19 protein-coding genes, 1 tRNA gene and 1 other RNA gene are annotated in these 21422 nt (G+C 70.8%); 12 read left to right on the top strand and 9 right to left on the bottom strand.

Annotated elements, in window-relative coordinates:
- Positions 1 to 154 precede the first annotated feature (154 nt).
- Positions 155 to 1561, bottom strand: coding sequence for an IS1380 family transposase (locus ACQ3I4_RS04745; RefSeq protein ID WP_430632959.1), 1407 nt, complete (start codon positions 1559 to 1561; stop codon positions 155 to 157).
- A gap of 253 nt (positions 1562 to 1814) precedes the next feature.
- Between ACQ3I4_RS04745 and ACQ3I4_RS04740 the strand changes: the two genes are divergently transcribed.
- Together ACQ3I4_RS04740 and ACQ3I4_RS04735 are read left to right on the top strand one after the other, a co-directional pair.
- On the top strand, positions 1815 to 2225 hold the full coding sequence (locus tag ACQ3I4_RS04740) for a hypothetical protein (RefSeq protein WP_430632958.1): 411 nt from the start codon (positions 1815 to 1817) through the stop codon (positions 2223 to 2225).
- A 63-nt stretch (positions 2226 to 2288) separates the two neighbouring features.
- Positions 2289 to 3533 (top strand): MFS transporter, encoded by a 1245-nt coding sequence (locus ACQ3I4_RS04735; protein ID WP_329860729.1) that lies wholly within the window; start codon positions 2289 to 2291, stop codon positions 3531 to 3533.
- Here ACQ3I4_RS04735 and ACQ3I4_RS04730 read toward each other — a convergent pair.
- Together ACQ3I4_RS04730 and ACQ3I4_RS04725 are read right to left on the bottom strand one after the other, a co-directional pair.
- Positions 3530 to 4366 carry an aldo/keto reductase gene (locus ACQ3I4_RS04730; protein WP_329860730.1) on the bottom strand — a complete coding sequence of 279 codons (837 nt, stop codon included), beginning with the start codon at positions 4364 to 4366 and terminating at the stop codon, positions 3530 to 3532. The two genes, ACQ3I4_RS04735 and ACQ3I4_RS04730, sit on opposite strands and share 4 nt — an antisense overlap.
- Before the next feature lie 22 nt (positions 4367 to 4388).
- Positions 4389 to 5480 (bottom strand): GTP pyrophosphokinase, encoded by a 1092-nt coding sequence (locus ACQ3I4_RS04725; protein ID WP_329860731.1) that lies wholly within the window; start codon positions 5478 to 5480, stop codon positions 4389 to 4391.
- Between the two features lie 310 nt (positions 5481 to 5790).
- Here ACQ3I4_RS04725 and ACQ3I4_RS04720 point away from each other — a divergent pair, with 310 nt between their 5' ends.
- Positions 5791 to 6426: a uracil-DNA glycosylase gene (locus ACQ3I4_RS04720; RefSeq protein ID WP_329860732.1), complete on the top strand. Its 636-nt coding sequence runs from the start codon at positions 5791 to 5793 to the stop codon at positions 6424 to 6426.
- Between the two features lie 50 nt (positions 6427 to 6476).
- Positions 6477 to 8000 (top strand): DUF2079 domain-containing protein, encoded by a 1524-nt coding sequence (locus ACQ3I4_RS04715; protein ID WP_430632957.1) that lies wholly within the window; start codon positions 6477 to 6479, stop codon positions 7998 to 8000.
- A 97-nt stretch (positions 8001 to 8097) separates the two neighbouring features.
- Here ACQ3I4_RS04715 and ACQ3I4_RS04710 read toward each other — a convergent pair whose 3' ends face one another.
- The 3 genes from ACQ3I4_RS04710 to mptB (ACQ3I4_RS04700) are packed head-to-tail and all read right to left on the bottom strand — an operon-like array spanning position 8098 to position 12517.
- Positions 8098 to 9420: a glycosyltransferase family 87 protein gene (locus ACQ3I4_RS04710; protein ID WP_430632956.1), complete on the bottom strand. Its 1323-nt coding sequence runs from the start codon at positions 9418 to 9420 to the stop codon at positions 8098 to 8100.
- Positions 9417 to 11003, bottom strand: a complete 1587-nt coding sequence (gene mptB, locus ACQ3I4_RS04705) for a polyprenol phosphomannose-dependent alpha 1,6 mannosyltransferase MptB (protein WP_430632955.1) — start codon at positions 11001 to 11003, stop codon at positions 9417 to 9419. The genes ACQ3I4_RS04710 and mptB (ACQ3I4_RS04705) overlap by 4 nt, the downstream gene beginning before the upstream one ends.
- Positions 11003 to 12517 (bottom strand): polyprenol phosphomannose-dependent alpha 1,6 mannosyltransferase MptB, encoded by a 1515-nt coding sequence (mptB, locus tag ACQ3I4_RS04700; protein ID WP_430632954.1) that lies wholly within the window; start codon positions 12515 to 12517, stop codon positions 11003 to 11005. The genes mptB (ACQ3I4_RS04705) and mptB (ACQ3I4_RS04700) overlap by 1 nt, the downstream gene beginning before the upstream one ends.
- Positions 12518 to 12746: 229 nt before the next feature.
- On the opposite strand from mptB (ACQ3I4_RS04700), the gene ACQ3I4_RS04695 reads away from it, so the two are divergent.
- The 4 genes from ACQ3I4_RS04695 (at position 12747) to def (ending at position 14539) form a co-directional block, all read left to right on the top strand.
- Entirely contained in the window at positions 12747 to 12959 is a 213-nt protein-coding gene (locus ACQ3I4_RS04695) for a hypothetical protein (RefSeq protein WP_430632953.1), read from the top strand.
- 83 nt (positions 12960 to 13042) lie between these two features.
- Positions 13043 to 13660: an oligoribonuclease gene (orn, locus tag ACQ3I4_RS04690; RefSeq protein ID WP_430632952.1), complete on the top strand. Its 618-nt coding sequence runs from the start codon at positions 13043 to 13045 to the stop codon at positions 13658 to 13660.
- Between the two features lie 141 nt (positions 13661 to 13801).
- Positions 13802 to 13877: transfer RNA gene (locus ACQ3I4_RS04685), tRNA-His, on the top strand.
- 89 nt (positions 13878 to 13966) lie between these two features.
- Positions 13967 to 14539 carry a peptide deformylase gene (def, locus tag ACQ3I4_RS04680; RefSeq protein ID WP_329860744.1) on the top strand — a complete coding sequence of 191 codons (573 nt, stop codon included), beginning with the start codon at positions 13967 to 13969 and terminating at the stop codon, positions 14537 to 14539.
- A 101-nt stretch (positions 14540 to 14640) separates the two neighbouring features.
- Here def and ACQ3I4_RS04675 read toward each other — a convergent pair whose 3' ends face one another.
- The gene (locus ACQ3I4_RS04675; protein WP_430632951.1) at positions 14641 to 16110 is read right to left on the bottom strand and encodes a glyceraldehyde-3-phosphate dehydrogenase; all 1470 of its coding nucleotides are present in this window, start codon (positions 16108 to 16110) and stop codon (positions 14641 to 14643) included.
- Positions 16111 to 16327: 217 nt separating this feature from the next.
- On the opposite strand from ACQ3I4_RS04675, the gene rnpB reads away from it, so the two are divergent.
- From rnpB to ACQ3I4_RS04660, 3 genes are all read left to right on the top strand, one after another.
- An RNA gene (rnpB, locus tag ACQ3I4_RS04670) (RNase P RNA component class A) lies at positions 16328 to 16697 on the top strand.
- A 73-nt stretch (positions 16698 to 16770) separates the two neighbouring features.
- Positions 16771 to 17553: a YaaA family protein gene (locus tag ACQ3I4_RS04665; protein ID WP_329860748.1), complete on the top strand. Its 783-nt coding sequence runs from the start codon at positions 16771 to 16773 to the stop codon at positions 17551 to 17553.
- Between the two features lie 128 nt (positions 17554 to 17681).
- Positions 17682 to 18785, top strand: a complete 1104-nt coding sequence (locus ACQ3I4_RS04660; RefSeq protein ID WP_430632950.1) for a trypsin-like serine peptidase — start codon at positions 17682 to 17684, stop codon at positions 18783 to 18785.
- Positions 18786 to 18863: 78 nt separating this feature from the next.
- On the opposite strand, the gene ACQ3I4_RS04655 is transcribed toward ACQ3I4_RS04660, so the two are convergent.
- Together ACQ3I4_RS04655 and ACQ3I4_RS04650 are read right to left on the bottom strand one after the other, a co-directional pair.
- On the bottom strand, positions 18864 to 19601 hold the full coding sequence (locus ACQ3I4_RS04655) for a zinc ribbon domain-containing protein (protein WP_430632949.1): 738 nt from the start codon (positions 19599 to 19601) through the stop codon (positions 18864 to 18866).
- 169 nt (positions 19602 to 19770) lie between these two features.
- Positions 19771 to 20724, bottom strand: coding sequence for a Nif3-like dinuclear metal center hexameric protein (locus ACQ3I4_RS04650; protein ID WP_430632948.1), 954 nt, complete (start codon positions 20722 to 20724; stop codon positions 19771 to 19773).
- 53 nt (positions 20725 to 20777) lie between these two features.
- Here ACQ3I4_RS04650 and msrA point away from each other — a divergent pair, with 53 nt between their 5' ends.
- Positions 20778 to 21353: a peptide-methionine (S)-S-oxide reductase MsrA gene (msrA, locus tag ACQ3I4_RS04645; protein WP_430632947.1), complete on the top strand. Its 576-nt coding sequence runs from the start codon at positions 20778 to 20780 to the stop codon at positions 21351 to 21353.
- Positions 21354 to 21422 lie beyond the last annotated feature (69 nt).

Here is a 21422-nt window from a genome sequence, read left to right as displayed (position 1 = left end):
AGCCTCGATCCACCGACGGGCGATGTAGTCGGGGGCTGGATTTCTGAAGCAGCCTTGAGCGGGATTTTGGCATGACCGTGTAGCCGGCCTCGCTGCCGGTCGTGTTCCACGGTGGGTTCCCTCTGTCGCGCCGGTGTCGGCTGGTGGATGGCTTCTATGCGGGCTGCGGTGGCCGGTGGCGGGCGGTGAAGAGTCGTTCGAAGGCTTGCTGCCAGGGCCAGGACTCGGGCAGGCGTATCCGGATTCTGCGGGCGCTGGAGACGATCCGGGCCGGCAGGTTCACCAGCCGGGCCCGGATAGTGCCGGTGCGGGCCCGGGTGAAGGTCCCGGCGGCGAGGATCCCGGCTGCACGGGTGAGGTTGTAGGCCATCACCGCGCAGGCCAGCCAGGCGCTGTTGGCCCAGAAGTGTCCGGAGGGCAGGTGGGCCAGGGCGCTGTCCTTGAGATCGGCGTTGACTTGCTCGATGATCGCGTGTTGTCGGTGGGCCTTGTCGGCGGCCACGGTATCCAGGACCTCGGGATCGGTGGTGGTGAAGAAGGCATGGAACCGGTGGGTGTCGAACAAGGTCGGCTGCCCGTCGCCGTGTTTGGGGTTCAACTCGGGAATCCGGCGCACCACCAGCCGTCCGGGGATCCTCTCGGCCTTCTTCCGGGATGTGAAGGCGGTGAAGGGGACCTCGGCGACCTCGGCCTTCGAGGTCCAGGTGTCGGTGCCCTCGTCGTAGATCGCCTGTGGGTACTTGATGCCGGTCCAGGCCTGCTCGTCGATGGTGGCGATGGCCTTCTTGACTGCTTTGTCCATCCGCACGGTGACGGAGACATCGGCCCCCGCGGTGAGCGCGGCAGCCACGGTGGGGTGTCCGTAGAAGGCGGAATCGGCGCGAACCAGTACCCGGGTGCCGGCGGCCGGAGGCATTCGCTTCAGGGTGGCCAGTGCGTCGGCGACGAACCGGGAGGCCCCGCGTGGGGAGCCCACCGCGCCGCGGCGCAGGCGTTGGCCCAGGATCACCGGGGCCGTAGTCTCGGTGCTGGCGGTGGCCAACAGGGCATTGAGCCCGCGGACTCCGGAGTATCCGTATCCGGAGCCCTGCTTGGCGTAGCCGTGGACTTCGATGATCGTGTCGTCCACATCCACGAACACGAATCCTCCTGCGCCGTCTGCCGGAGCGCCCAGTAGCGGGGCCCGGTCGGCCAGGTTCGCCAAGAGCCGGGTGGCGACCGCGTCGAGCTGGCGGACGTGCCCGAAGGTGAAGGCGCGCAGGAACGAGCCCAACGTCGAGGGCGCATAACAGGCACTGAAGACCCGCTTCATCGCCCCATGGCGCAGTACCGCCATATCGTCGATCGAATCGGCGCCGGCACACATGCCAGCCACCAAGGCCGCGACCTTCGCCCCGGCATTGGCGCCCTTGTCCGTCGGCACCGTCAGCTGCCTGCCGGCCAGTGAGTGCAAGCCCGATTCTCGCGCCAGTTCCATCACCGGCACCAACCCCGCGGAACCGACGAGGTTCGGTTCGTCGAAGGAAACTGACAGTGCGGCCCGGGTGTGGGAAACTTGCATCTACGAGATGCCCTCTCATCGCGGTGGAACGGAACCCTGAACAAGTCCCATTCTTCCCGGTCAGACGGGCATTTCGTGCTTAATTACGTCCCACCTCAAGCGTGACGGTCGGTGGATCAAGGCTAAGCCCTCCAACACGGCCGCGATCGAGCGGGCCACGGGCCGCGGATGGGACGCCTGGGTCGCGTACCTCGACGGGGCCGGGGGCCGCACTCTCGGGCATCGGGAGCTGGCCGATCTCGCCTACGCGGAGTTGTCCACGATTCCCGGGAACCCGGGCTGGTGGGCGCAGGGTGTCGCCGTCGCCTACGAGCAGCACACGGGGCGGCGGATGCCCGGACAGTCCTGCGACGGGAGCTACCAGGTCGGAGCCTCGCGGACCTTCAACGGCTCGATGGACGAGGCCCGCACCGCCTGGGGGGACCTCGTCTCCGGCCTCGAGGACTTCGGCGGCGTGCCCCTCGACCAAGACGCGACGCTGTCCGAATCCGAGAAGTGGAGGTACTGGCGCGCCCCGCTGGCCGATGGCAGCCGGGTCAGCCTCGACATCTACGAGAAGGCCCCGGGCCGGTCGAGCATGGGCATCAACCACACCAAGCTCGGCTCCCCCGAGGCGGTGGAGCACTGGCGCAGCACGTGGAAGGGGCTCCTCGGACGCCTGTGAGCCCGACTCCCCGCGCCGTCAGGCAGCCCAGACCCTCAACAGACCACCACCGTGGAGCGTGACGTGCAGAGCAGCACTCCCCTGCAGACCCCGCCGACGGGCCTCGCCCCGTGGCGCAACGCCATCTTCGTCGTCTTCGCGCTGTCCGGCGTGGGCTTCGCGACGTGGGTCTCGCGGATCCCCGCCGTACGCGACGACCTCGAGCTGTCCACGTCCACGATCGGGCTGATGCTCTTCGGCCTCGCCGGCGGGTCGATCGCCGGCCTCGCGGCGGCGCCGGCGTTCCTCGCGCGATTCGGTGCCGCCCGTGGCCTGCAGGTCACCCTGTCGACGATGGCCGTGAGCCAGATCGCGCTCGGGCTCTCCGCCGGCTGGCTGGGATCCGCGGCCCTCACCGCCGCGGTCCTGGTCGCCTTCGGCTTCGTCTACTCCATCACGGACGTCGTCATGAACATCGAGGGCGCCCTCGTGGAGAAGGCCTCCCGGCGCACGCTCCTGCCGCTGATGCACGCGTTCTTCAGCGTCGGCACCATCCTCGGGGCGCTGGGCGGATCCGCCGCGGCGGCCGCCGGCGTCAGCGTGGAGGTCCACTTCACAGCTCTCGGCCTCGTCATCGCGGCCGCCGGACTCCTCTCCTGCCGCCATGTCCCCGTCGCCGGCTCGGCCCTGCGCGGGCCCGGTTCCCCCGCCGCGGCTGCCACCGCGCCACGCACCTGGCCCGGGCGGATGCGCTCCACGCTCCTGCTCGCCCGCGACCCGCACCTGGTCCTGATCGGGCTCATGGTGGTCGGCATGGCCTTTGCCGAGGGATCGGCCAACGACTGGCTCGCGCTGGCGGCCGTCGACGGGCACGGCTTCGACAACGCGACGGGTGCCCTCGTCTACGGGGCGTTCGTCGCGGCGATGACGCTCGGCCGCGTGGCCGGCGGTCCGTTGATCGACCGCTTCGGCCGGCGCACCGTCCTGATGGCCATGGCGGTGCTCGGGATCGCGGGCATCGCGGGCTTCATCCTCGCCGAGGACCCCGTCCTCGCCTTCGCCGCGGTCGTCCTCTGGGGGCTCGGCGGATCACTCGGCTTCCCGGTCGGCATCTCCGTCGCCGCCGACCACCCCGTCGACGCGGCACGCCGGGTCAGCATCGTCTCGATCTTCGGCTACTCGGCATTCCTCGTCGGCCCGCCCGTGCTCGGATTCCTCGGCGAGTCCTACGGGCTGCTCGCGGCCTTCTGGTTCGTCGCCGCGATGCTGCTGGTCTCCTTCGCGGCGACGCCGCGGGCCACGAGGCCCGCGACCACGTCCAGGGTCTAGTGCCCGAACTCCATCGGGTCCATGACGGCGGGACCGCCGCCCGCGAGCGAATCCAGTCGGGACACCTGATCGGCCGAGAGCGAGAACCCGAAGACGTCGAGGTTCTCGCGCTGCCGCCGCGGATCGATGGACTTCGGCAACGGCACGGTGCCGTGCTGCACGTGCCACCTCAGGACGATCCGCGCCGGCTCGATGCCGTGCTCGCCGGCCACCTCGGCCACGACGGGCGATTCGAGCAGGCCCCGGCCCCGCCCGAGCGGGCTCCACGACTGGCTCGCGATCCCGTGCTCGGCGTGGAACCGCAGTTCGTCGTGCCGCGGCCACCAAGGGCTGTGCTGGATCTGGTTGACGTCGGGCACGACGGACGTGGCCTTCATCAGCTCGGTCAGCTGGGCCGGGGTGAAGTTGGAGGTGCCGATCGCGCGGACCTTGCGCTCGGAGAGCAGCTCGACGAGCCCCTCCCACGCCTCGACGTAGCGTCCCAGCCCGGGATTGGGCCAGTGGATGAGCATCAGGTCGATGTAGTCGAGGCCGAGCCGCGTGGCGCTGTGCTCCCAGGCCGTCCGCACGCCCTCGCGTGAGTGCCACTCCTTGTTGAACTTGGTGGTGATGAACAGCTCCGCGCGCGCCAGGCCGGCCCGGGCGATCCCGTGCCCCACGCCTTCCTCGTTGCGGTAGTTCTCGGCCGTGTCGATCATCCGGTACCCGGCCTCGAGGGCGTGGACGACGGCAGCGCCGGCCTCCGCGTCGTCCATCGGGTAGGTGCCGAGCCCCAGAAGGGGCATCTCGGCCCCGTTGACCAGCGGCCTCGTCGGTGCGGTGTCGTGTCCCATGGGGCCATGCTACGCGCCGGGGCTAGCCTCCGGCGCGGAAGGCGTCCATCTGCGCCAGACGGCGTTCCAGGCTGGCCTGGCGCTGCTGGTCGTTCCCGGAGGTGAGCTCGATGTGCCGGCGTCCGAAGCGCCACAGGAGGACGTCGTCCAGGAGCCGGTCCGGGCCGGGCGAGTAGCGGTGGTCCAGGGCCTGCCGCACCTTCGTGATGGCGTCCGCCTCGAGGAGGCTGGCCAGGTCCTTCGTCCGGACCAGGCCGTGTGCGCCGAGCAGCTCCAGCGCCCAGCCCCAGTCGTCGTCCGGCTTCCGGTCGACGTGCGGCAGCAGGGTGCGCCAGACCTCGCCGATCTTCTCCGGGGTGAGCTCCTGGGCGCCATCTCCGTCCTCGTCCCAGAACCCGGTCACGGCCCGGTAGCGCTCGTGCAGTTCGGAGAACGTCGTCTCGACGGCCTCCAGCATGGCGGCCGTCGCCGTGAACTGCCGGTCCAGGTAGGGGCTCCAGGCCCGCTGGTCCACGTTCTTGAAGCGGATGTCGTGTTCGATCTCGCTCCAGGCGTGGGCCAAGATGGTGCGGATCTGCACTTCGAAGGCGTAGTTGCCGTTGGCCTTGACCTGCCCGCCCAGGTCCTGCTGGAAGGCCCGGACGGCGGCGTTCTGCCGCGTCCTGAGGATGAGGTGGCGGCTCGAGTAGCCGTAGGTGCCGGATTCGACCGATCCGATGTCCTTCTCCCGATCGGAGCGGCAGTCGAACTCGCTCCGGCGGCGCTTGATGAGGTTCGCGGCCTCGCGGACCTCGTGGGGAAGGCTCACGATGACGCGGACGCCGACCAAGTCGTGCAGCTCGCGCAGCGGCTGGGGGAACTCGAGGGCAGCCGAGCCGTCGGGGCCGGAGGCATCGAGCGTGCGTGAGGCCTTGTCCCGGAAGGACTCGACGGTCTTGGTCCGTGCCGTGATGAAGAGCGGTTGCACTTCCGCGTCCTCGAAGATCGCCTGGATCCTCGCCCGGACGTCGTCCGTGACGGACTCAAGGGCAGGCCGTAGGCGAGCGTACTCGGCCGCGCTCGCTGCCACGTCGGCACGCAGGCCGTCCTCGAGGTGCTCCCACACGCTACCCATCGCCGTCGTCCTCCCCTCCTGGCGGCGCGCCCGGCCGGCCGCCCGGCACTCCGCCGCCACCCTATCAAGCAGGGACTCCCGGCCCGGCGAAACCTCGTGGGGTGGCCGGAATCACCCGGCCGGGTGAATGGCGGGTGAACCCGGGGTGACGTCGAGTTGCTATGGTGGTAGAAGCACTTCGCCGGCCGCACCGGGCCACCGTTTTCCCGGTCGCGGAAGGCGGCTTCTCCCGGCCCTCGGGCCACCGCTCCCCATCGACGCCGCGGCTGCCCCGTGCCCGGCACCCCCACCCCAGGAGAACCACGCCCCGATGACTGCACTCGCCGCCGAATCCACCCATTCCTCGCTCTGGGACCGCCGCTACGACGACCACATCGCGCCCGTCAACCGGCTCCTGGACGATACGGCGGCCCTGCGGCCCGGAAGCACCGTCTCCTACGTCGATCCCATCCATGACGTCGATCAGGCGAAGATCATCACCCTGTTCTCGTCCCGGGGAACCGCCGGGGCCGAGGGCTTCGTCACCCCCGGCGGCAGCGAGGCGGTCACGCGGCTCCTCGGCCTGCAGTGGAGCCTGGGCCTGCGCCCCGAGTCCGTCATGCCCTGGCGCGTCCAGCCGTGGGACTCCGACGAGGCGGAGCCGGGAAAGCCGACGCCCGCCGAGATCACGGCCGGCCTCAAGCCCCTGCTGCGCCTGCTCAAGGTGGTCCCCCGCGCCTCCGTCCTGATCGCCCACGGCACCGAGGCCCACCGGCTCTCCGAGCAGCTGTTGAAGACCGAGAACCCCCTGCTCTGGCGGCGCGGCTTCAAGACCTACAAGGTCAAGCCCCTCGAAGGGCGCGCCTTCGCCGGCTCGGCGGAGCGCCAGCAGGCCCACCTGGACCAGATGCAGGCGGCCTACGCCGACGCGATGGCCCGCACGGGGATCGCCCCGGCCCGCGCCTGACCGTGCCGGCGGCTCCGAAGCGGCCGGGCCCCGGCGGTAGAATCGGGGCCATGCCAGATCCCGCCGCCGCCTCCCCGGACGCCACGCCCGCGGGCGGCATCCCCCACGCCGGACACGGGGGCGGCGCGGCCACGCGCGCGCAGTGGATCCAGCTGGCCGCCGTCATGGCGGCCGCCGCGGCGCTGTACACGGCCCACTCGTTCCTGCGCTTCCGCAACTTCGAAGCCAAGGGCTACGACCTCGGGATCTTCGACCAGGCCGTGCGGCAGTACGCGCTCTTCAAGGCCCCGATCGTCCCGGTCAAGGGCGTCGACTTCAACCTCCTCGGCGACCACTTCCACCCGGTCATCGCGCTGTTCGCGCCGCTGTACTGGATCTGGCCGGATCCCCGGATGCTCAACCTGGGCATGATCGGCCTGCTGGTCTCGACGGCGGTGCCCGTCTACCTCTTCGCGCGCCGCCACCTCGGGCACGTTGGCGGGCTCCTGACCGCCTCGGCGCTGCTGCTCTGGTGGCCGTTCCAGGCGATCGTGAACTGGGACTTCCACGAGGTCGCGTTCGGCGTGCCGATCATGGCGTGGGTGATCTGGGCCTTCGACCGCGGCCGCTACCGCCTGGTCATGGGCCTTTCGGCCCTGCTCCTGCTGGTCCGCGAGGACATGGGCATCACGGTCGTGGCCGTCGGGATCGTCATGGCCTTCCACCGCCAGTGGCTCAAGGCCGTCCTGCTCGCCGCCATGGGTCTCGCCGGCTATTGGGTCACCACGAGCCTCCTGATCCCCGCCCTCGCGCCGCCGGACGCCATGTCCTATTGGCAGTACACGGCCCTCGGCGCCACGGCCGGCGCGGCGCTGCTCTTCATCGCCGCGCACCCGCTGCAGACCCTCGCGCTCCTGTTCGACCACGAACTCAAGGTGCTGCTCTGGATCATGAGCTTCGTGCCCCTCGCCCTGTTGCCGTTCTTCTCGCCCTACGTCATCCTGGGCGCGCCGATCCTGCTCAGCCGCCTGTTCAACGACCGGCTCAACACCTGGGCGCCCGTCTACCAGTACGACGCGATCCTCGCGCCGGTCTTCCTCCTGGCGGCCGTCCACGTCCTCGCGAAGGTCACCCGACGGACGGGTTGGGCGCGCCTCGCCGTCGGCGCCCCGGCCTTCCTCCTCGGACTCGCGGTGGTCTGCACGCTCTTCATCCACGCCGTCTTCCCGTTCGGCCGGACGCTCACGGGCGCGAACTGGTCCATGCCGGAGATCGCCCAGGCGCAGGAGCGGGCGGTCGCGCTGATCCCGAACGGGGTCTGCGTCGAGGCCGCCGACACGGCCGTCCCCCACCTCGTCGACCGAAGCTACGTGGGCCTGCACGGGGACATCGGGGACGAGCTGTCGAGCTGGATGATCATCGATGCGAACGTCGAGGAGCTCGGCGGATGGGATCCCCTCTCCCCCGACGAGGCCCTCGAGCGCGCCGAGCGCCTGGGCTTCGTCCCCGTCACCGAGGACGACCACGGCATCTGGGTCCTGCACCGCGACATCCCGGTCTCGCCCGTCTGCGCGGACTACCTTCCCTACGACTGAGCGTCCCTGCCCCGCGGTACGACGCCGGTGCCGCGCCAACGCGCGCCCCGCACCGCCGTCGTCCTCCAGGGGACGGCGCGGGACGGGGCCCGCTCCCCTACCGGGCTTGGGCGGCCGGCAGCGTGAACGCGTCGGGCCGGTGCTCGAGGCGCCCGGCGAGGGGGTCGTCGCTGCCGTCGGCGCGGACCACGTCCCGGGCCGGATGCCGGATGTCGCCCACGACCTTGACGCAGAGGTAGACGACCATCGCCATGTGCGCGGCGATCCCGGCCCCGTACAGGATCTCGATGAGCGGCGAGCCGGCGCCCACTTCCCCGCCGCTGACGATCTTGGCGCTCATGAGCCACACCGCCGCCCAGTGGAACACCTCGATGGCCTGCCAGAGAAGGAACTCCCGCCACTTGGGCCGGGCGAGCACGTAGAGCGGGATGAGCCACATGACGAACTGCGGCGAGTAGACCTTGTTGAGCAGCACGAACGCGGCCACGATCAGGAACGCGAGCTGCGCCATGCGCGGACGCCGGGCGGCGCTCAGGCCGAGGTAGGCGATCCCGGCGCAGGCAAGGGCGAACAGGCCGTTGGAGACGAGCGAGAAGTCCTTCCCGTCGAGCCCCGTCCAGGTGAAGGCGAGCCACATCGAGGAGAAGCTGACCTCGCGCTCCGAGGAGAAGGTGTAGAAGCGCGACCACTCCTCGTAGGCCGTCAGCATAAATGGCACGTTGACGACGAGCCACGCCGCGACCGCCGCACCGGTCGCGGTCCAGAAGTCGCGCATCCGCCCGGCACGCCAGCACAGGACCAGGACGGCCCCGAGCAGGAACAGGGGGTAGAGCTTCGCGGCGGTTCCCAGCCCGATCAGGATTCCGGCCACGACGGGCCGCTCCCGCGCCCAGGCGAGCATGGCCAGGGTCGCGAACATGACGGCCCAGAGGTCCCAGTTCAGCGTGCTGGTCAGGATGATGCCGGGTGCGAGCGCCACCATGAGGGCGTCGCGGCTGCGGTTGCGGGCAGCGTAGGCCACCGCGACGACGACGACGGCCCAGCAGCCGAAGGAGAGCAGGGCGTTGAGGTCGAAGTAGGCCAGCTGGCGGACCGCCGTGTCCCCGGTCCCCGGGATCATGAACGCCGTGACACCGGCGACGACGGCCAGGAGCGCCGGATACTCCATGGCCTGCTCGGCCGGAAGCCCCGTGTAGAACGGGAAGAGGCGGTCCGCGAGGCCGCGGGTCCCGAAGAGCTGTGCGAAGTCGGAGTAGCAGAAGTGCAGGTGCTGCTCGGCGCCGTTCCAGCCGTTGACGCGGCACCACTGCTTCGAGAGCATCGCGAGCACCGCGCCCACTGCGGTGGCGGCCAGGAGGAGCCACACGACAGTGCGCGTGGCCCGCCGGGCCTCGAGGAGGGTCTTCACGGGTCCGGTCACGGTGTCTGGGGGCCTTTCTCGAGCGTGCGGCGGGTGAACAGCTGGGCTGTCTTCGGGTCGACGAAGACGAGGTAGGCCAGGTAGAGCAGGCCGACTGCGGCGGCGATCCCGCGGACGAGGGCTATGTTGATCCACTGGGCGACGCTGACCTGGTCCACAACGCCGGCGAGGACGAGGACCATGGACAGCAGGTACCAGAACCGCACCCAGCCTCCCGTGTGGACCTTGACGGCGGCGAAGAGCGGGACGAGCCAGAGGAAGTACCACGGCTGGATGATCGGCGCGAGGACGACGGCCGCCGTCAGGGCGTAGGCGCAGCCCAGGACGGGCTCCATGGCGGGGCGGCGCAGCGCGAGGAAGGCCGTGAGGCCGAGCGCGGCGAGCTTGAAGACCGTGAAGACGAGGTCCGCCACGGTGGACAGATCGGCCCCGGCGAGGCTCGCGAGCCAGCCGATCCCGAGGCCGAGCAGCCCCACCGGGGCATACGGGAAGGCGGCGGAACCGGCCCCGGCCATGGCGGGGATCCAGCCGAACCAGAGTCCCGAGACCCAGCCGAAGAGCGTCAGCGCGGCGGCCACCACCGCCCCCGTGTAGAGCCAGGCCCGGACACGGGCCGGCCAGCCGGCTCCACGGCCCGCGAGGGCCAGGCCGATGAAGGGCAGGGCGAGGACGGCGATCGGCTTGATGCCGATCGCGACCGAGACCGCGAGGAGGGCCGCGAGCGGGCGGCCGCGCCGGGCGAGCAGGAAGGACAGCAGGATGCCGCCGAGCATGAGCGCGTCGTTGTGCACGCCCGCGATCATGTTGAGCAGGAACAGCGGGTTCGAGAGGCTGATCCACACCGCCCACGCCGGATCCGATCCGTGCGCCGAGGCGAGCCGGGGCAGCACGTACAGGCACAGCAGCACTCCGGCCGCGGCGAGGACCCTGAAGAGGATCACGCCCGCTTCCGGGACCGCGTTGGTCACGAAGTAGATGGCCTGGGAGGCCATCAGGAACAGCGGCCCGTACGGCGAGGCCGACTCCGCCCACAGGCTGTCTGAACCCTGCGCGAACCAGCCGGGCAGCTGGGAGATCCAGTTCTCATAGGGGCTCAGCCCCGAATGCAGGAGCCGCCCCTGCCCGAAGTACGAGTAGACGTCCCGGCTGAAGATGGGGAAGGTCAGCATGAGGGGCGCCGACCACAGCAGCACGGCATTGCGGACCGCCCTGCCCTGCGTTCCGGCGTCGTCCCCTCCGCGCTGCCCGAGCCGCAGCCAGGCGCGGCACAGGACCATGGATCCGAGGGCCAGCAGGACCGTGCAGGCGATGACCCCGGGGGCCTCCACCCGCAGGGGGTGCAGGAAGGTCGTGCGCGCGAAGACCGATTGCTGGGTGCTCGCCAGCCAGCCGACCCCCCAGGAGCCGACGAGGATCATAAGCGAGGCCACGAAGCCCTGGGCCAGGGCGACGGCGGTGCTCTCCTCGTCGCCGCCCGCGAGGCGTCCGACGAGGGGCGTCCGGGCGACGCGTCCGCGCAGCCGATGCAGGAGCTCCGTCAGGACCGGCATCGCCGGCCCGCGGACGCCGGAACCAGCAGGCACTAGGCGGCCTTCCACGGCAGCCGCCACGCGGCCCGGTCGATCCGGAAGAGCTCCTTGGTCCGCGGGTCCAGGAACGCCAGATAGGCCATGGCGGCCCAGGAGATGCCGGTCGAGAGGTGCTTGACCCAGGGATCGAGGTGGCTCAGGAACTGCCAGATGAACAACTGGTCGGCCGCGCCGAAGGCGATGAAGAACGCGACGGTGAAGTAGACCCAGATGAGCTGCCAGTCGTCGCGGATGCCGGTGACGGCGAAGAACGGCAACAGCCACAAGAGGTACCAGGGCTGGATGATGGGCGAGAGCACCACGAGGGCCGTGAAGGCGAGCGCGAGCCGCTGGACCAGGTGGCTGTCCTTGCCACGGAACATCAGCAGCAGCACGACGGCGACGGAGGCGATGCGGCCCACGGTCTTCAGGACCGGCAGCACCCAGGCCGTCTCGAGTCCCAGGGCGCCGAAGGCCGCCTGGAAGAAGGTCGTCAGCATGCCGAGCGGTGCGAAGAACACGCTGCCCGTGCCCGTGGAGAGCATGACGGAGAGCCAGCCGAAGCCGTAGCCGTTGACCACGCCGATGAGTGCCATGATGCCGAGCGACAGCCCGGCCGTATACCCCCAGTACAGAAAGCGGCGCGGCCAGGAGGCCCCCGCTCCGGCCCACAGGAGGCCGATGAACGGCAGCAGGACCATGGTGATCGGCTTGATGCCTGTCGACGCCGTCACGAGGACGACGGCGGTGATGCCGCGGCCCGTCGCCGCGTAGTACGTTCCGGCGACGGCGAGGCCCACCATGAGCGCGTCGTTGTGGGCGCTGGCCACGAAGGAGATGAGGAAAAGCGGGTTCGCCACCGTGATCCACAGTGCCTTGGCCCCTGCTACGCCGTGCAGCTCCGCGAGCCGGGGGACGTAGACGATGCACAGGACGACGCCGGCGAAGGCGACCAGCCGGAACAGGAGGACGGAGAGGTCGGGCGAGGCGTTGACGAGCTGGTGGACGGCGTGCTCGATGCTCAGAAAGAGGGGTCCGTACGGGGTCTCGGCCTCGGCCCACGTGACGTCGGTGCCCAGCTGGAACCAGTTCGAGAGGGTCGAGATCCCGTCCTGGTAGGGGTCCTGTCCCGCGGCGACGAGCCGGCCCTGGCCGATATAGGCGAAGACGTCGCGGCTGAAGATCGGCAGGCAGAACAGCAGCGGTACGGACCAGAGGTAGCTCGCGGCACGGACGGTGGCGAGCGATCCCTCCGGCCACCCCGACAGGACTTGACCGAGCCTGAGCCAGGCCCGGAAGAGGACCCAGCAGCCCAGCGTGAGCACGATCGTGGACAGGACCACGCCCCAGGTCTCGGTCCGCACGGCGATCAGCAGGGCGTTGCGGTTGAGCGGCGAGACCATGGCGAGCCACCCGACCCCGAAGGAGCCGAGGAGCACCAGGAAGGACCCGGCGAATCCGGACGCGAGCGTCCTGGCCGCTGACCCGACCGGCCGGGTGGTCTGCGCACCGGTCGATGCCACGTTCATTCCCTCAGGACCCATTCCCTCTTCCGCGCCAGGCGGCGCCGCCGCGGCCATCGCCGCACGAACCTGAAAAAAACCTCACCCGATCCTAGCATCCGGCCCGCTACCGACCCCCGGGAACACCGTGCCCGGCGCGGCAGGGCGCGGCACGGCGCGGGATGCCCGCCGCTGCCCCGCCCAGCCCCTAGGCTTGAGGGCGGACCATGATCCGGGACGACGACAAGGGGGTGCCGTGGGCCGGCATGCATCGACGGGGCCCGCGGGCCGCGGTAGCGGGGGACGGCCCCTCGGACTCCTCGGCTGGGGGCTCTTCAGCGCGGTCCTGCTCGGCGTCTGCGGGCCGATGCTCGGCCTCGGAGCCGTCGCCGCCGTCGCGCTCGCCGCGACGATGGCCGTGGTGTTCGCCCTCTTGTGGCTCCTGGCCCCCGGCGACGCGGCTCCCTGATCCGCCGCGGCCCGGACGCGTCCCGCGCCGCCGTCGAGCCGTCGCCCCGGCCGATCCCGCCCGTCCTCGGGTAGATTGGGCGCGTGCCTATCTCTGCTGAAAACATCGTATGGATCGACTGCGAAATGACCGGCCTGAGCCTGCAGACCGACGCCCTCATCGAAGTCGCCGTCCTCGTCACCGACCCCGAGCTGAACATCCTCGGCGACGGAGTGGACATCGTGATCAAGCCCGATTTGGAGGCCCTCGAGCAGATGGGCGACTTCGTGCGCGGCATGCACACGGACAGCGGCCTGCTGGACGAGTTGGGGAACGGGACCGACCTCGAGACCGCCACGGAGGAAGTCCTCGCCTACATCCGCGAGTGGGTCCCCGAGCCCGGCAAGGCCCCGCTGGCCGGCAATTCGATCGGGACGGACCGGAACTTCCTGGCCCGCGACATGCCCGGCGTCATCGACCACCTCCACTACCGCGTCATCGACGTCTCCACCATCAAGGAGCTCTCGCGGCGCTGGTATCCGCGGGCCTACTTCCAGGCGCCGCCCAAGACGGGTGGCCACCGGGCGCTCGGCGACATCCGCGACTCCATCGAGGAGCTGCGGTACTACCGCGCCGCGGTCATGGTTCCCGCGCCCGGGCCGGACAGCAAGACGGCGCAGGCCATTTCGCGGGGCATCACGGAGCAGCGGGCCACGCCCTAGCGCCGAGGGCGGCAGTGTGCCGCACGGCACACCACCCCCGATTCCTCATCGGCGCTCGAATGTGTGTAGACTGTTATCCGTTGCCCGGACGGCAGGGATGCAGATCCACTGCCGGCGGGCACCGCGCCGAACGGCGCAATGGTGGGTATAGCTCAGTTGGCAGAGCGTCTGGTTGTGGTCCAGAAGGTCGCGGGTTCAAGCCCCGTTACTCACCCCAGAGAAGCCGCCCCGGATCCGTCCGGGGCGGTTTTGTGTCATCCAACGCCCCGACCCGGCGGGCCGGGCCCGCCCCCACGAGGAGGAAGCATGGCGGTTCGTCCCGTCGTCGTCTACGGCGAAGAGTCCCTGCATCGGCGGGCCGCCGAGGTCCAGGACTTCGATCAGGAACTCCGCGACCTCGTCGCGGACATGTTCGAGACCATGGACGCCGCCCACGGGGTCGGCCTCGCGGCGCCACAGATCGGCGTCGGGCTGCGGATCTTCACCTACGAGTACGAGAACGACGACGGCGTGGCCCCGCGCGGCGTCCTGGTCAACCCCAGGTTGACCCTCTCCAAGGTCTCCGGCGCGTCCCCGGACCCCGACGACGAGGTCGAGGGCTGCCTCTCCGCCCCCGGCCTGTCCTTCCCCCTCAAGCGGGCCGACTACGCCCGGGTGCAGGGCTTCGACGCCGACGGACGCGAGGTCGACTTCGAGGCGACCGGCTGGTTCGCGCGCGTCATGCAGCACGAATACGACCACCTGGACGGCCTCCTCTACGTGGATAAGCTCAACCCGACGTGGACGCGCCGCTGGAAGAAGGCGAAGAAGTCCCTCGGGTGGGGCGTGCCCGGACACTCGTGGATGCCCGGGGTCGACCCCGATCCGTTCGGCCACTGACGTCCCGCGGCGGCGAGGCCGCAACGAGGAAGGGACGCCGCCCCGATCGGGGCGGCGTCCCTTCCTCGCTCTGCACGCCCGCGGACCGGGCGTGGAGGCCGTTAGGCGTTGATCTCGACCGGGGCCGATTCCTCGACGGACGGGTAGGCCCGCGGGTGGGTTCCGGCCATCTCCTCGATGACGCGGACCACCTGGCAGGAGTAGCCGAACTCGTTGTCGTACCAGACGTAGACGACGGCGTTCTTGCCGGTGGCGATCGTGGCCAGGCCGTCCACGATGCCCGCGCGGCGGGATCCGATGAAGTCCGTGGACACGACCTCGGGCGAATCGATGTAGTCGATCTGCTTGTGCAGGGGCGAGGTCAGCGAGGCCTGCCGGAGGTAGGTGTTGAGCTCCTCCTTGGTGGTCTCGCGCTCGAGGTTCAGGTTCAGGATCGCCATCGACACGTCCGGGGTGGGGACGCGGATCGCGTTGCCGGTGAGCTTGCCCTCGAACTCGGGCAGCGCCTTGGACACGGCCTTGGCCGCCCCGGTCTCCGTGATCACCATGTTCAGCGCCGCCGAGCGTCCCCGCCGGTCTCCCTTGTGGAAGTTGTCGATCAGGTTCTGGTCGTTCGTGAACGAGTGGACGGTCTCCACGTGGCCGTGGGAGACGCCGAACTCGTCGTTGAGCGCCTTGAGGACGGGCGTGATCGCGTTGGTCGTGCAGGAGGCCGCCGAGACGATCGTGTCCTCGGCGGTGATGTCCGCGTGGTTGATTCCGTGGACGATGTTCTTCAGGTCGCCCTTGCCTGGCGCCGTCAGCAGCACGCGGGCGACCCCGCGGGACTGCAGGTGCTGCGAAAGCCCCTCGCGGTCGCGCCAGCGTCCCGTGTTGTCCACGACGATCGCGTTGGCGATCCCGTAGGCGGTGTAGTCCACCGTAGACGGATCGTTGGAGTAGATGACCTGGATCAGCGTGCCGTTGGCGAGGATCGTGTTGTTCTCCTCGTCGACCGTGATGGAGCCGTCGAACGGGCCGTGCACGGAGTCGCGGCGCAGCAGGGAGGCGCGCTTGACGAGGTCGTTGGCGCCGCCGTTGCGGACCACGATCGCCCTCAGGCGCAGGCCGTAGCCGCCGCGCTCGATCAGGATGCGGGCCAGGAGCCGGCCGATGCGGCCGAAGCCGTAGAGGACGACGTCGGTCGGCTCGGCGTCGGTGGCGCCCGCGGCACCCACCTTGGCGCCGAACTCCTCCTTGAGGAAGGCGGACAGCTCCGTCCCCCCGGGCTGCTGCCGGAACTTCCTCACGAGCCGCGCGAGGTCGGCGGAGACGGCGCCCAGGTTCAGGCCGACGAGGGCCTGGAGCAGCGGGAAGGTCTCCTCGAGCGGCAGCTCGGCGCCGTCGACGTGGCGGGCGATGCGGTGGGCCTTGAGGATGTCGATGGCCGACTTGTTGATGAGCTTGCGTCCGTAGATCGACGTCACCACGTTGTTCTTGCGGTAGAGCCGCCCGATGAGCGGGATCATGGCCTCGGCGAGTTCTTCCCGGCCGCTCCATTCCTCGAGGGCGGCCACAGACTGCTGGGTCACTTGTTGTCCTTCCAATTCAGCCGGCCGGGATCCACTGGCCGGTTGGCACCGCGAAAGCACCATTGCAGATACGGTTGGTCGGGGTATCAGGATCTTTCCCCTTGGGCTGGGCCCGCCTTCCATTCTAGGCTCTCGCCGCGTCGGCCCGGGACGGCGGCCCATGAGGATCCTCACAGGGCGCCGCAACCCCCGGAGCGGCGGTAGACTGTCCGTTGGACGGGATGGCTGGACGATCGCGTGCCGCCGAAGGCGGCCCGAGGAACGTCCGGGCTCCACAGGACGGGGTGGTGGGTAACGCCCACTCGGGGCAACCCGCAGGCCAGTGCCACAGAAAACAAACCGCCCGCCACGCGCGGGTCAGGGTGAAACGGTGGTGTAAGAGACCACCAGCGGCTCGGGTGACCGGGCCGGCTCGGTAAACCCCACCCGGAGCAAGGCCAGACAGGCTGCGACCGAGGGCTGTCCGCCCGAGCAGCCGGGTAGGCCGCTCGAGGCCATCGGCAACGGTGGCCCTAGATGGATGATCGTCACCGGAATCCGGGCAACCGGCTCCGGAACAGAACCCGGCGTACAGGCCATCCCGTCCCCCGACTACCGCTCCGGCCACTCCCGTGCCGTCACCTGCCGGCTCGGGGCCGCGGCGGCGCTAGGCTGGTCGGCGTGCTGATTCTCCTCCCGCCCTCCGAGGGCAAGCATGCCGCGGACCACGGCGAGCCCTTCTCCCTCGATTCCCTGTCCTTCCCGGGCCTCGGCCCCGAGCGCGGCCACGTGCTCGCTGCCCTGGCCGAGGCCTCCTCGGGCGAGGACGCCCATGCGGTCCTAGGCGTCGGCGAGTCCCTCGCCCACGAGATCGCCCGGAACCGGCGGCTCACGGAGCTTCCCGCGGCCCCGGCCCATACCGTCTACACGGGCGTCCTCTACGAGGCCCTCGGATACTCCGGCCTGACAGCCCCCCAGCGCCGGAAGGCCGACGCGTCGATCGTCGTGGTCTCCGCGCTCTGGGGCGCCGTGGGCTTCGCCGACCGGATCCCGGCCTACCGCCTCTCGATGTCCGTGAAGCTCCCGGGCATCGGCGGCCTCCCGGCTTGGTGGAAGCCGCGCCTGACGCCCGTCCTGGACGAGCGCTCCGGCGACGGCCTCGTCGTCGACTGCCGTTCCAGCAGCTACGCAGCCGCCTACGCTCCCCCGCCGGCCCGGACGGTCGCCGTCTCCGTGGTCCAGGAACGGGGCGGCGCCCGAAAGGTCGTGTCCCACTTCGCCAAGCACACCCGCGGCGAGCTCGCGCGGCACCTGCTGACGAGGCCGGGACGCCGCCCCGGAACACCGCACGCCGTGCTCACCGCCGCCCGGGAGAAGTGGCGGGCCGAGCTCGTCCCCGCCACCGCCCGGAAACCCCACCAGCTCGTCGTCGTCCTGCCGGAGGACCACAGCTTCTCCGTGTGAGCGGCCCCCTCTTCTCGGGCCCGAGCGGTCCCTCCGCTCCGTGACGGACCGGTGACGCCAGGGAGCCTAAGCTCGCAGGGTCATCCCGCCGGACGCTGCGGTGCCCGGCCGTCCGAGAGAAGAAGACCATGCCCCAGCTTGAACCAGAGCCGCTGGACGCCGCCTGGGCGGCGGCGCGGCCGCAAAGCGGCGACGTCCCGCAGGAACTCAACGACCCGGCCAACTACCTCGTCTTCGACCGCGTAGCCGACGCCACCGGCGAAGGGCCTGCCGCGACGAGCGTGGATGCCGACGGCCGCCTCGCGATCACCGACCCCGAGAGCGTCCTGGGCATCGTGCTCGGTGCTGCCGAACCCAGCACGCCCGAGGACGTCCAGGCAGAGGTGGACGCCCTGCCGCGCTCGGCCGACGACGCGGACCCCGCCGACGGGGGCGGGGCGTACGTGCCGGACTGGATCGGCGTGTCCCCCACGCCGTCGATCGCGCCCGCGGCCGATCCCCAGGTCCTGATCCGGCGCAGCGGCGCCAAGGTCCGCCCCGAGTGGGTCATCCCTCCCGACAACCGCACCTCGTACTACCCCAATACCTATCCGTTCTCCTGCGTGGGCAGGATCTTCGTCTGGCGCAATGCCGCCACTCCGAACTGGACGTGGTGGGGCACCGCGGGGCTTCTCGGGACGCGCACCATCCTCACGGCCAGCCACGTCGTGCCCTGGGGTTCGGCGAACTGGAAGGCCCTGTTCGTCCCCGCGTTCTACGACGGCGCCTCGATCCACGGCTCCTGGGCCGCATCCTGGGTGACCAACGTCCGCGGCTACCAGCGTCATGCCCAGGGCGACGACATGGCCGTGCTGCGCCTCGCCGTGCCGCTCGGCAACAACCTGGGCTGGTTCGGGTTCCAGACCTACCGCCCGGCGTGGCAGGACCGGAACATCTGGACGCTTCCGGGATACCCGTGGGACAAGGACGGCGGCAACCGGCCGTGGCTGCACTTGAACTTCCCGATCATCGACGACGACAACGACGGCGCCGGGGTCGAGCTCGAGTACCGGGCCGACACGGAAGGCGGCCAGAGCGGGGCGCCGGTGTTCGCGTGGTTCAGCGGTACGCCGTGCGTCGTCGGCACCCATTCCGGCGGTGAGGACAACTTCGGGGAACCGCGCCAGAACGTGGCGGCCGGCGGAGCGGCCTTGACCAACCTCCTGCACTGGGCCCGGTCCACCTGGCCGTAGGCCGCCGAGTGCGCTGCCTGGCAGGCGTGGACGACGGCGGCGGGGTCGCCGTCGTCGGCCGCTGCGGTCCGCCCGGGCTCAGTTCCAGTCGGCGGACCGCACGAGGATGCAGCCGGAGTCGGGGCAGTAGACGACGTCGTCGTCGGCCGCGGCCTTGATCTCTGCGAGGTCCCCGGGCGCCAGCTTCATGCCCGAGCCCTCCGACGCGCCGTGGTACAGGCGCGCCGCGCCGATGCCCCGCTGCGCCAGGCGCTTCTCGTACAGCGCCAGCAACCCCGGGTCGAGCTCGGCGGACAAGGCATCGCGGCCGGACTGGACCTCGCCGCGCTCCGCGCCGACGGCCTCCAGCTCCGAGTCCCGCCGCGCCTCCTCGGCGGCGAGCGCTGCGTCCGCCTGGGCCGAGGCCGCCGCCGCCTGCTCCCGGGCGGCGCCGACCTCCTCGAGCGCCTCCATGAGCTCCAGCTCGGCGTCCTCGAGCTCCGACTTCCGCGCCGCGAGGGTCTCGAGCTCGTGCTGGAGTCCCATGAGGCTCTTGGAGTCGCCGAAGCCGCTCTCGAGCTGCTTGCGGTCCTTCTCGATCCGGGCCTGGACCCGCTCGACCTCCTGCTCGGACGCCGCCAGCGCGGCCCGCGCCTCCTCGTGCGCGGCGTCCGCCTCGGCCAGTTCCGCCCGCAGCGTGGCCCCGGTGGCGGCGGCGGCCGCGACGCCGGGGTCCTGGGCGAGCTCGGCGGCGCGGCGCTTGAGCGCCTGCAGCCGGGAATCGAACGCCTGCAGGTCCAGCAGGCGGTGCTGCTCCTGCTGCGGGGCCTTGGCCATGGTCGGCTCCGTTCTGCCGGTCCGGGGCTGGCCCGGTTCCGGCGGTGAGTGCTCTCGCCCGGTGCGGCGGGTGCGGCGCACCGTGATGCCCCAGCCTAGTGCGCGCCGGCCGCCCCGGGCCACTGGAGGGGCCGCTGCGGCGGACGACGGCGGGGCCCGGCCGGGGAGCTCAGGCGCCGGGGGTCAGGACGAAATCCCAGGGATCGGTGTTGATGCCGCTCACGGCGATCTCCACCTCGAAGTCCTGGTCCCGCAGGACGTTCCCGAGGGCCTCCGCGGCCGCCGGCAGCCACAGCCATTCGCTCGCGAAATGGGAGACGTCCACGAGGTAGGGCCGGCAGTTGACCGCCTCCTCCCGCGCCTCGGACGCCGGATGGTGCCGCAGGTCGGCCGTGACGTAGACGTCCGCGCCGCTGGCCCGGACGCGGTCGAAGAGCCCGTCTCCCGCCCCGCCGCAGACCGCGACGCGGCGGACGACGCCGAGCCGGTCGCCTGCCACCCGAACGCCGCCGGCCACCGCGGGCATGGCGCCGAAGACGCGGGCCGCGAAGTCCCCCAGGGTCATCGCCGACGGGAGCGATCCGACCCGGCCGATGCCCTCCTCCGGCAGGCCTGCGTCGGCGGGCGCGAGCGGCTCGACGTCCACGAGGCCCAGGATGTCGGCCAGCACGTCCGAGACCCCGCCGACGGCGGAGTCCCCGTTGGTGTGGACCGTGGCGAGTGCGCACCCCGCCTCGATGAGCTGGTGCACGGCCTCCCCCTTGGCCGTCGTCGCGGCCACGCCGTGCACGCCACGCAGCAGCAGGGGGTGGTGGGTGATGAGCAGGGACACGCCCCGCTCCACCGCGTCCCGGACGACGGCGACCGTCGGGTCGACCGCGAAGAGGATCCGGCGCACGGGGTTTTCCGGGCGGCCCGCGACGAGTCCGACCTGGTCCCAGCCCTCGGCGAGCGAGGCGGGCCAGAGTTCCTCGATCGCCACAAGGACCTCGCCCAGCGTCGGCGCGTTCCCGGCGGCCGCGGCCTCCTCCGCCGCAGCGTCCTGCGCATCCGGCCCCGCCCCTGCGTCGTCGGCGGGCTCGGCGTGCCCGGAGGACCGGGCGCCGTCGTCGTCTGTTCTCATGCCTTCTACGGTAGCGCGGGAATCTTTCGCAGGCGCCGCGACTTAAGGAGTGTGTGAGTACCCGAGCCTTCACCCAGGAACGCGGCGCGCCCTCGGGCACGTCGACGACCACGTTCATCCTCGCCGGAGGCTGTTTCTGGTGCCTCGACGCCGTCTACCGCAGGGTCCGGGGCGCCGTGGACGTCGTCTCCGGCTACATCGGTGGGCACGCCCCCGAACCCCGCTACCTCGAGGTCTGCTCGGGGACCACCGGGCACGCCGAGGCGGTCGCCGTCACATTCGATCCCGAGGTCGTGCCCGCGGACGTCATACTTGACATCTTCTTCGCGACGCACGATCCCACGACGCCGAACCGCCAGGGCTACGACGTCGGCACGCAGTACCGCTCGGCGATGTTCTACCTGGACGAGCCGCAGAAGTCGGCGTTCCACGCGGCGCTCGAGCGCAGCCAGGAGCGCTGGGACGCGCCGATCGTGACCGAGATCGTGCGGGCCCCGCGCTTCCACGTGGCCGAGGAGGAGCACCAGGACTTCTACGGACGCAACCCCTGGGAGGGCTATTGCCGCGTCATCATCAACCCCAAGCTCGCCAAAGCCAGGAAATATTACTCCGAGTGGCTCCTTGACTGAGCGCCCTGAGGGGCTTGACTAGTCTGGATCCGGAGAATTGCACCGCCTCAGACCAGAGAAACAGGGGAA

The sequence above is a fragment of the Zafaria sp. Z1313 genome (genome assembly GCF_050563205.1).
Taxonomy (GTDB): Bacteria; Actinomycetota; Actinomycetes; order Actinomycetales; family Micrococcaceae; genus JAZDCJ01.
Note: the sequence above shows the minus strand (reverse complement) of the source record. Positions and strands in the feature narration are given on the sequence as shown.

Bases quoted from the DNA above. Each gene is read 5' to 3' on its own strand.
- ACQ3I4_RS04745 (WP_430632959.1), bottom strand. From the start codon at position 1,561: ATGCAAGTTTCCCACACCCGGGCCGCACTGTCAGTTTCCTTCGACGAA.
- ACQ3I4_RS04730 (WP_329860730.1), bottom strand. From the start codon at position 4,366: ATGGGACACGACACCGCACCGACGAGGCCGCTGGTCAACGGGGCCGAG.
- ACQ3I4_RS04725 (WP_329860731.1), bottom strand. From the start codon at position 5,480: ATGGGTAGCGTGTGGGAGCACCTCGAGGACGGCCTGCGTGCCGACGTG.
- ACQ3I4_RS04720 (WP_329860732.1), top strand. From the start codon at position 5,791: ATGACTGCACTCGCCGCCGAATCCACCCATTCCTCGCTCTGGGACCGC.
- ACQ3I4_RS04715 (WP_430632957.1), top strand. From the start codon at position 6,477: ATGCCAGATCCCGCCGCCGCCTCCCCGGACGCCACGCCCGCGGGCGGC.
- mptB (WP_430632954.1), bottom strand. From the start codon at position 12,517: ATGAACGTGGCATCGACCGGTGCGCAGACCACCCGGCCGGTCGGGTCA.
- def (WP_329860744.1), top strand. From the start codon at position 13,967: ATGGCGGTTCGTCCCGTCGTCGTCTACGGCGAAGAGTCCCTGCATCGG.
- ACQ3I4_RS04660 (WP_430632950.1), top strand. From the start codon at position 17,682: ATGCCCCAGCTTGAACCAGAGCCGCTGGACGCCGCCTGGGCGGCGGCG.
- ACQ3I4_RS04655 (WP_430632949.1), bottom strand. From the start codon at position 19,601: ATGGCCAAGGCCCCGCAGCAGGAGCAGCACCGCCTGCTGGACCTGCAG.
- ACQ3I4_RS04650 (WP_430632948.1), bottom strand. From the start codon at position 20,724: ATGAGAACAGACGACGACGGCGCCCGGTCCTCCGGGCACGCCGAGCCC.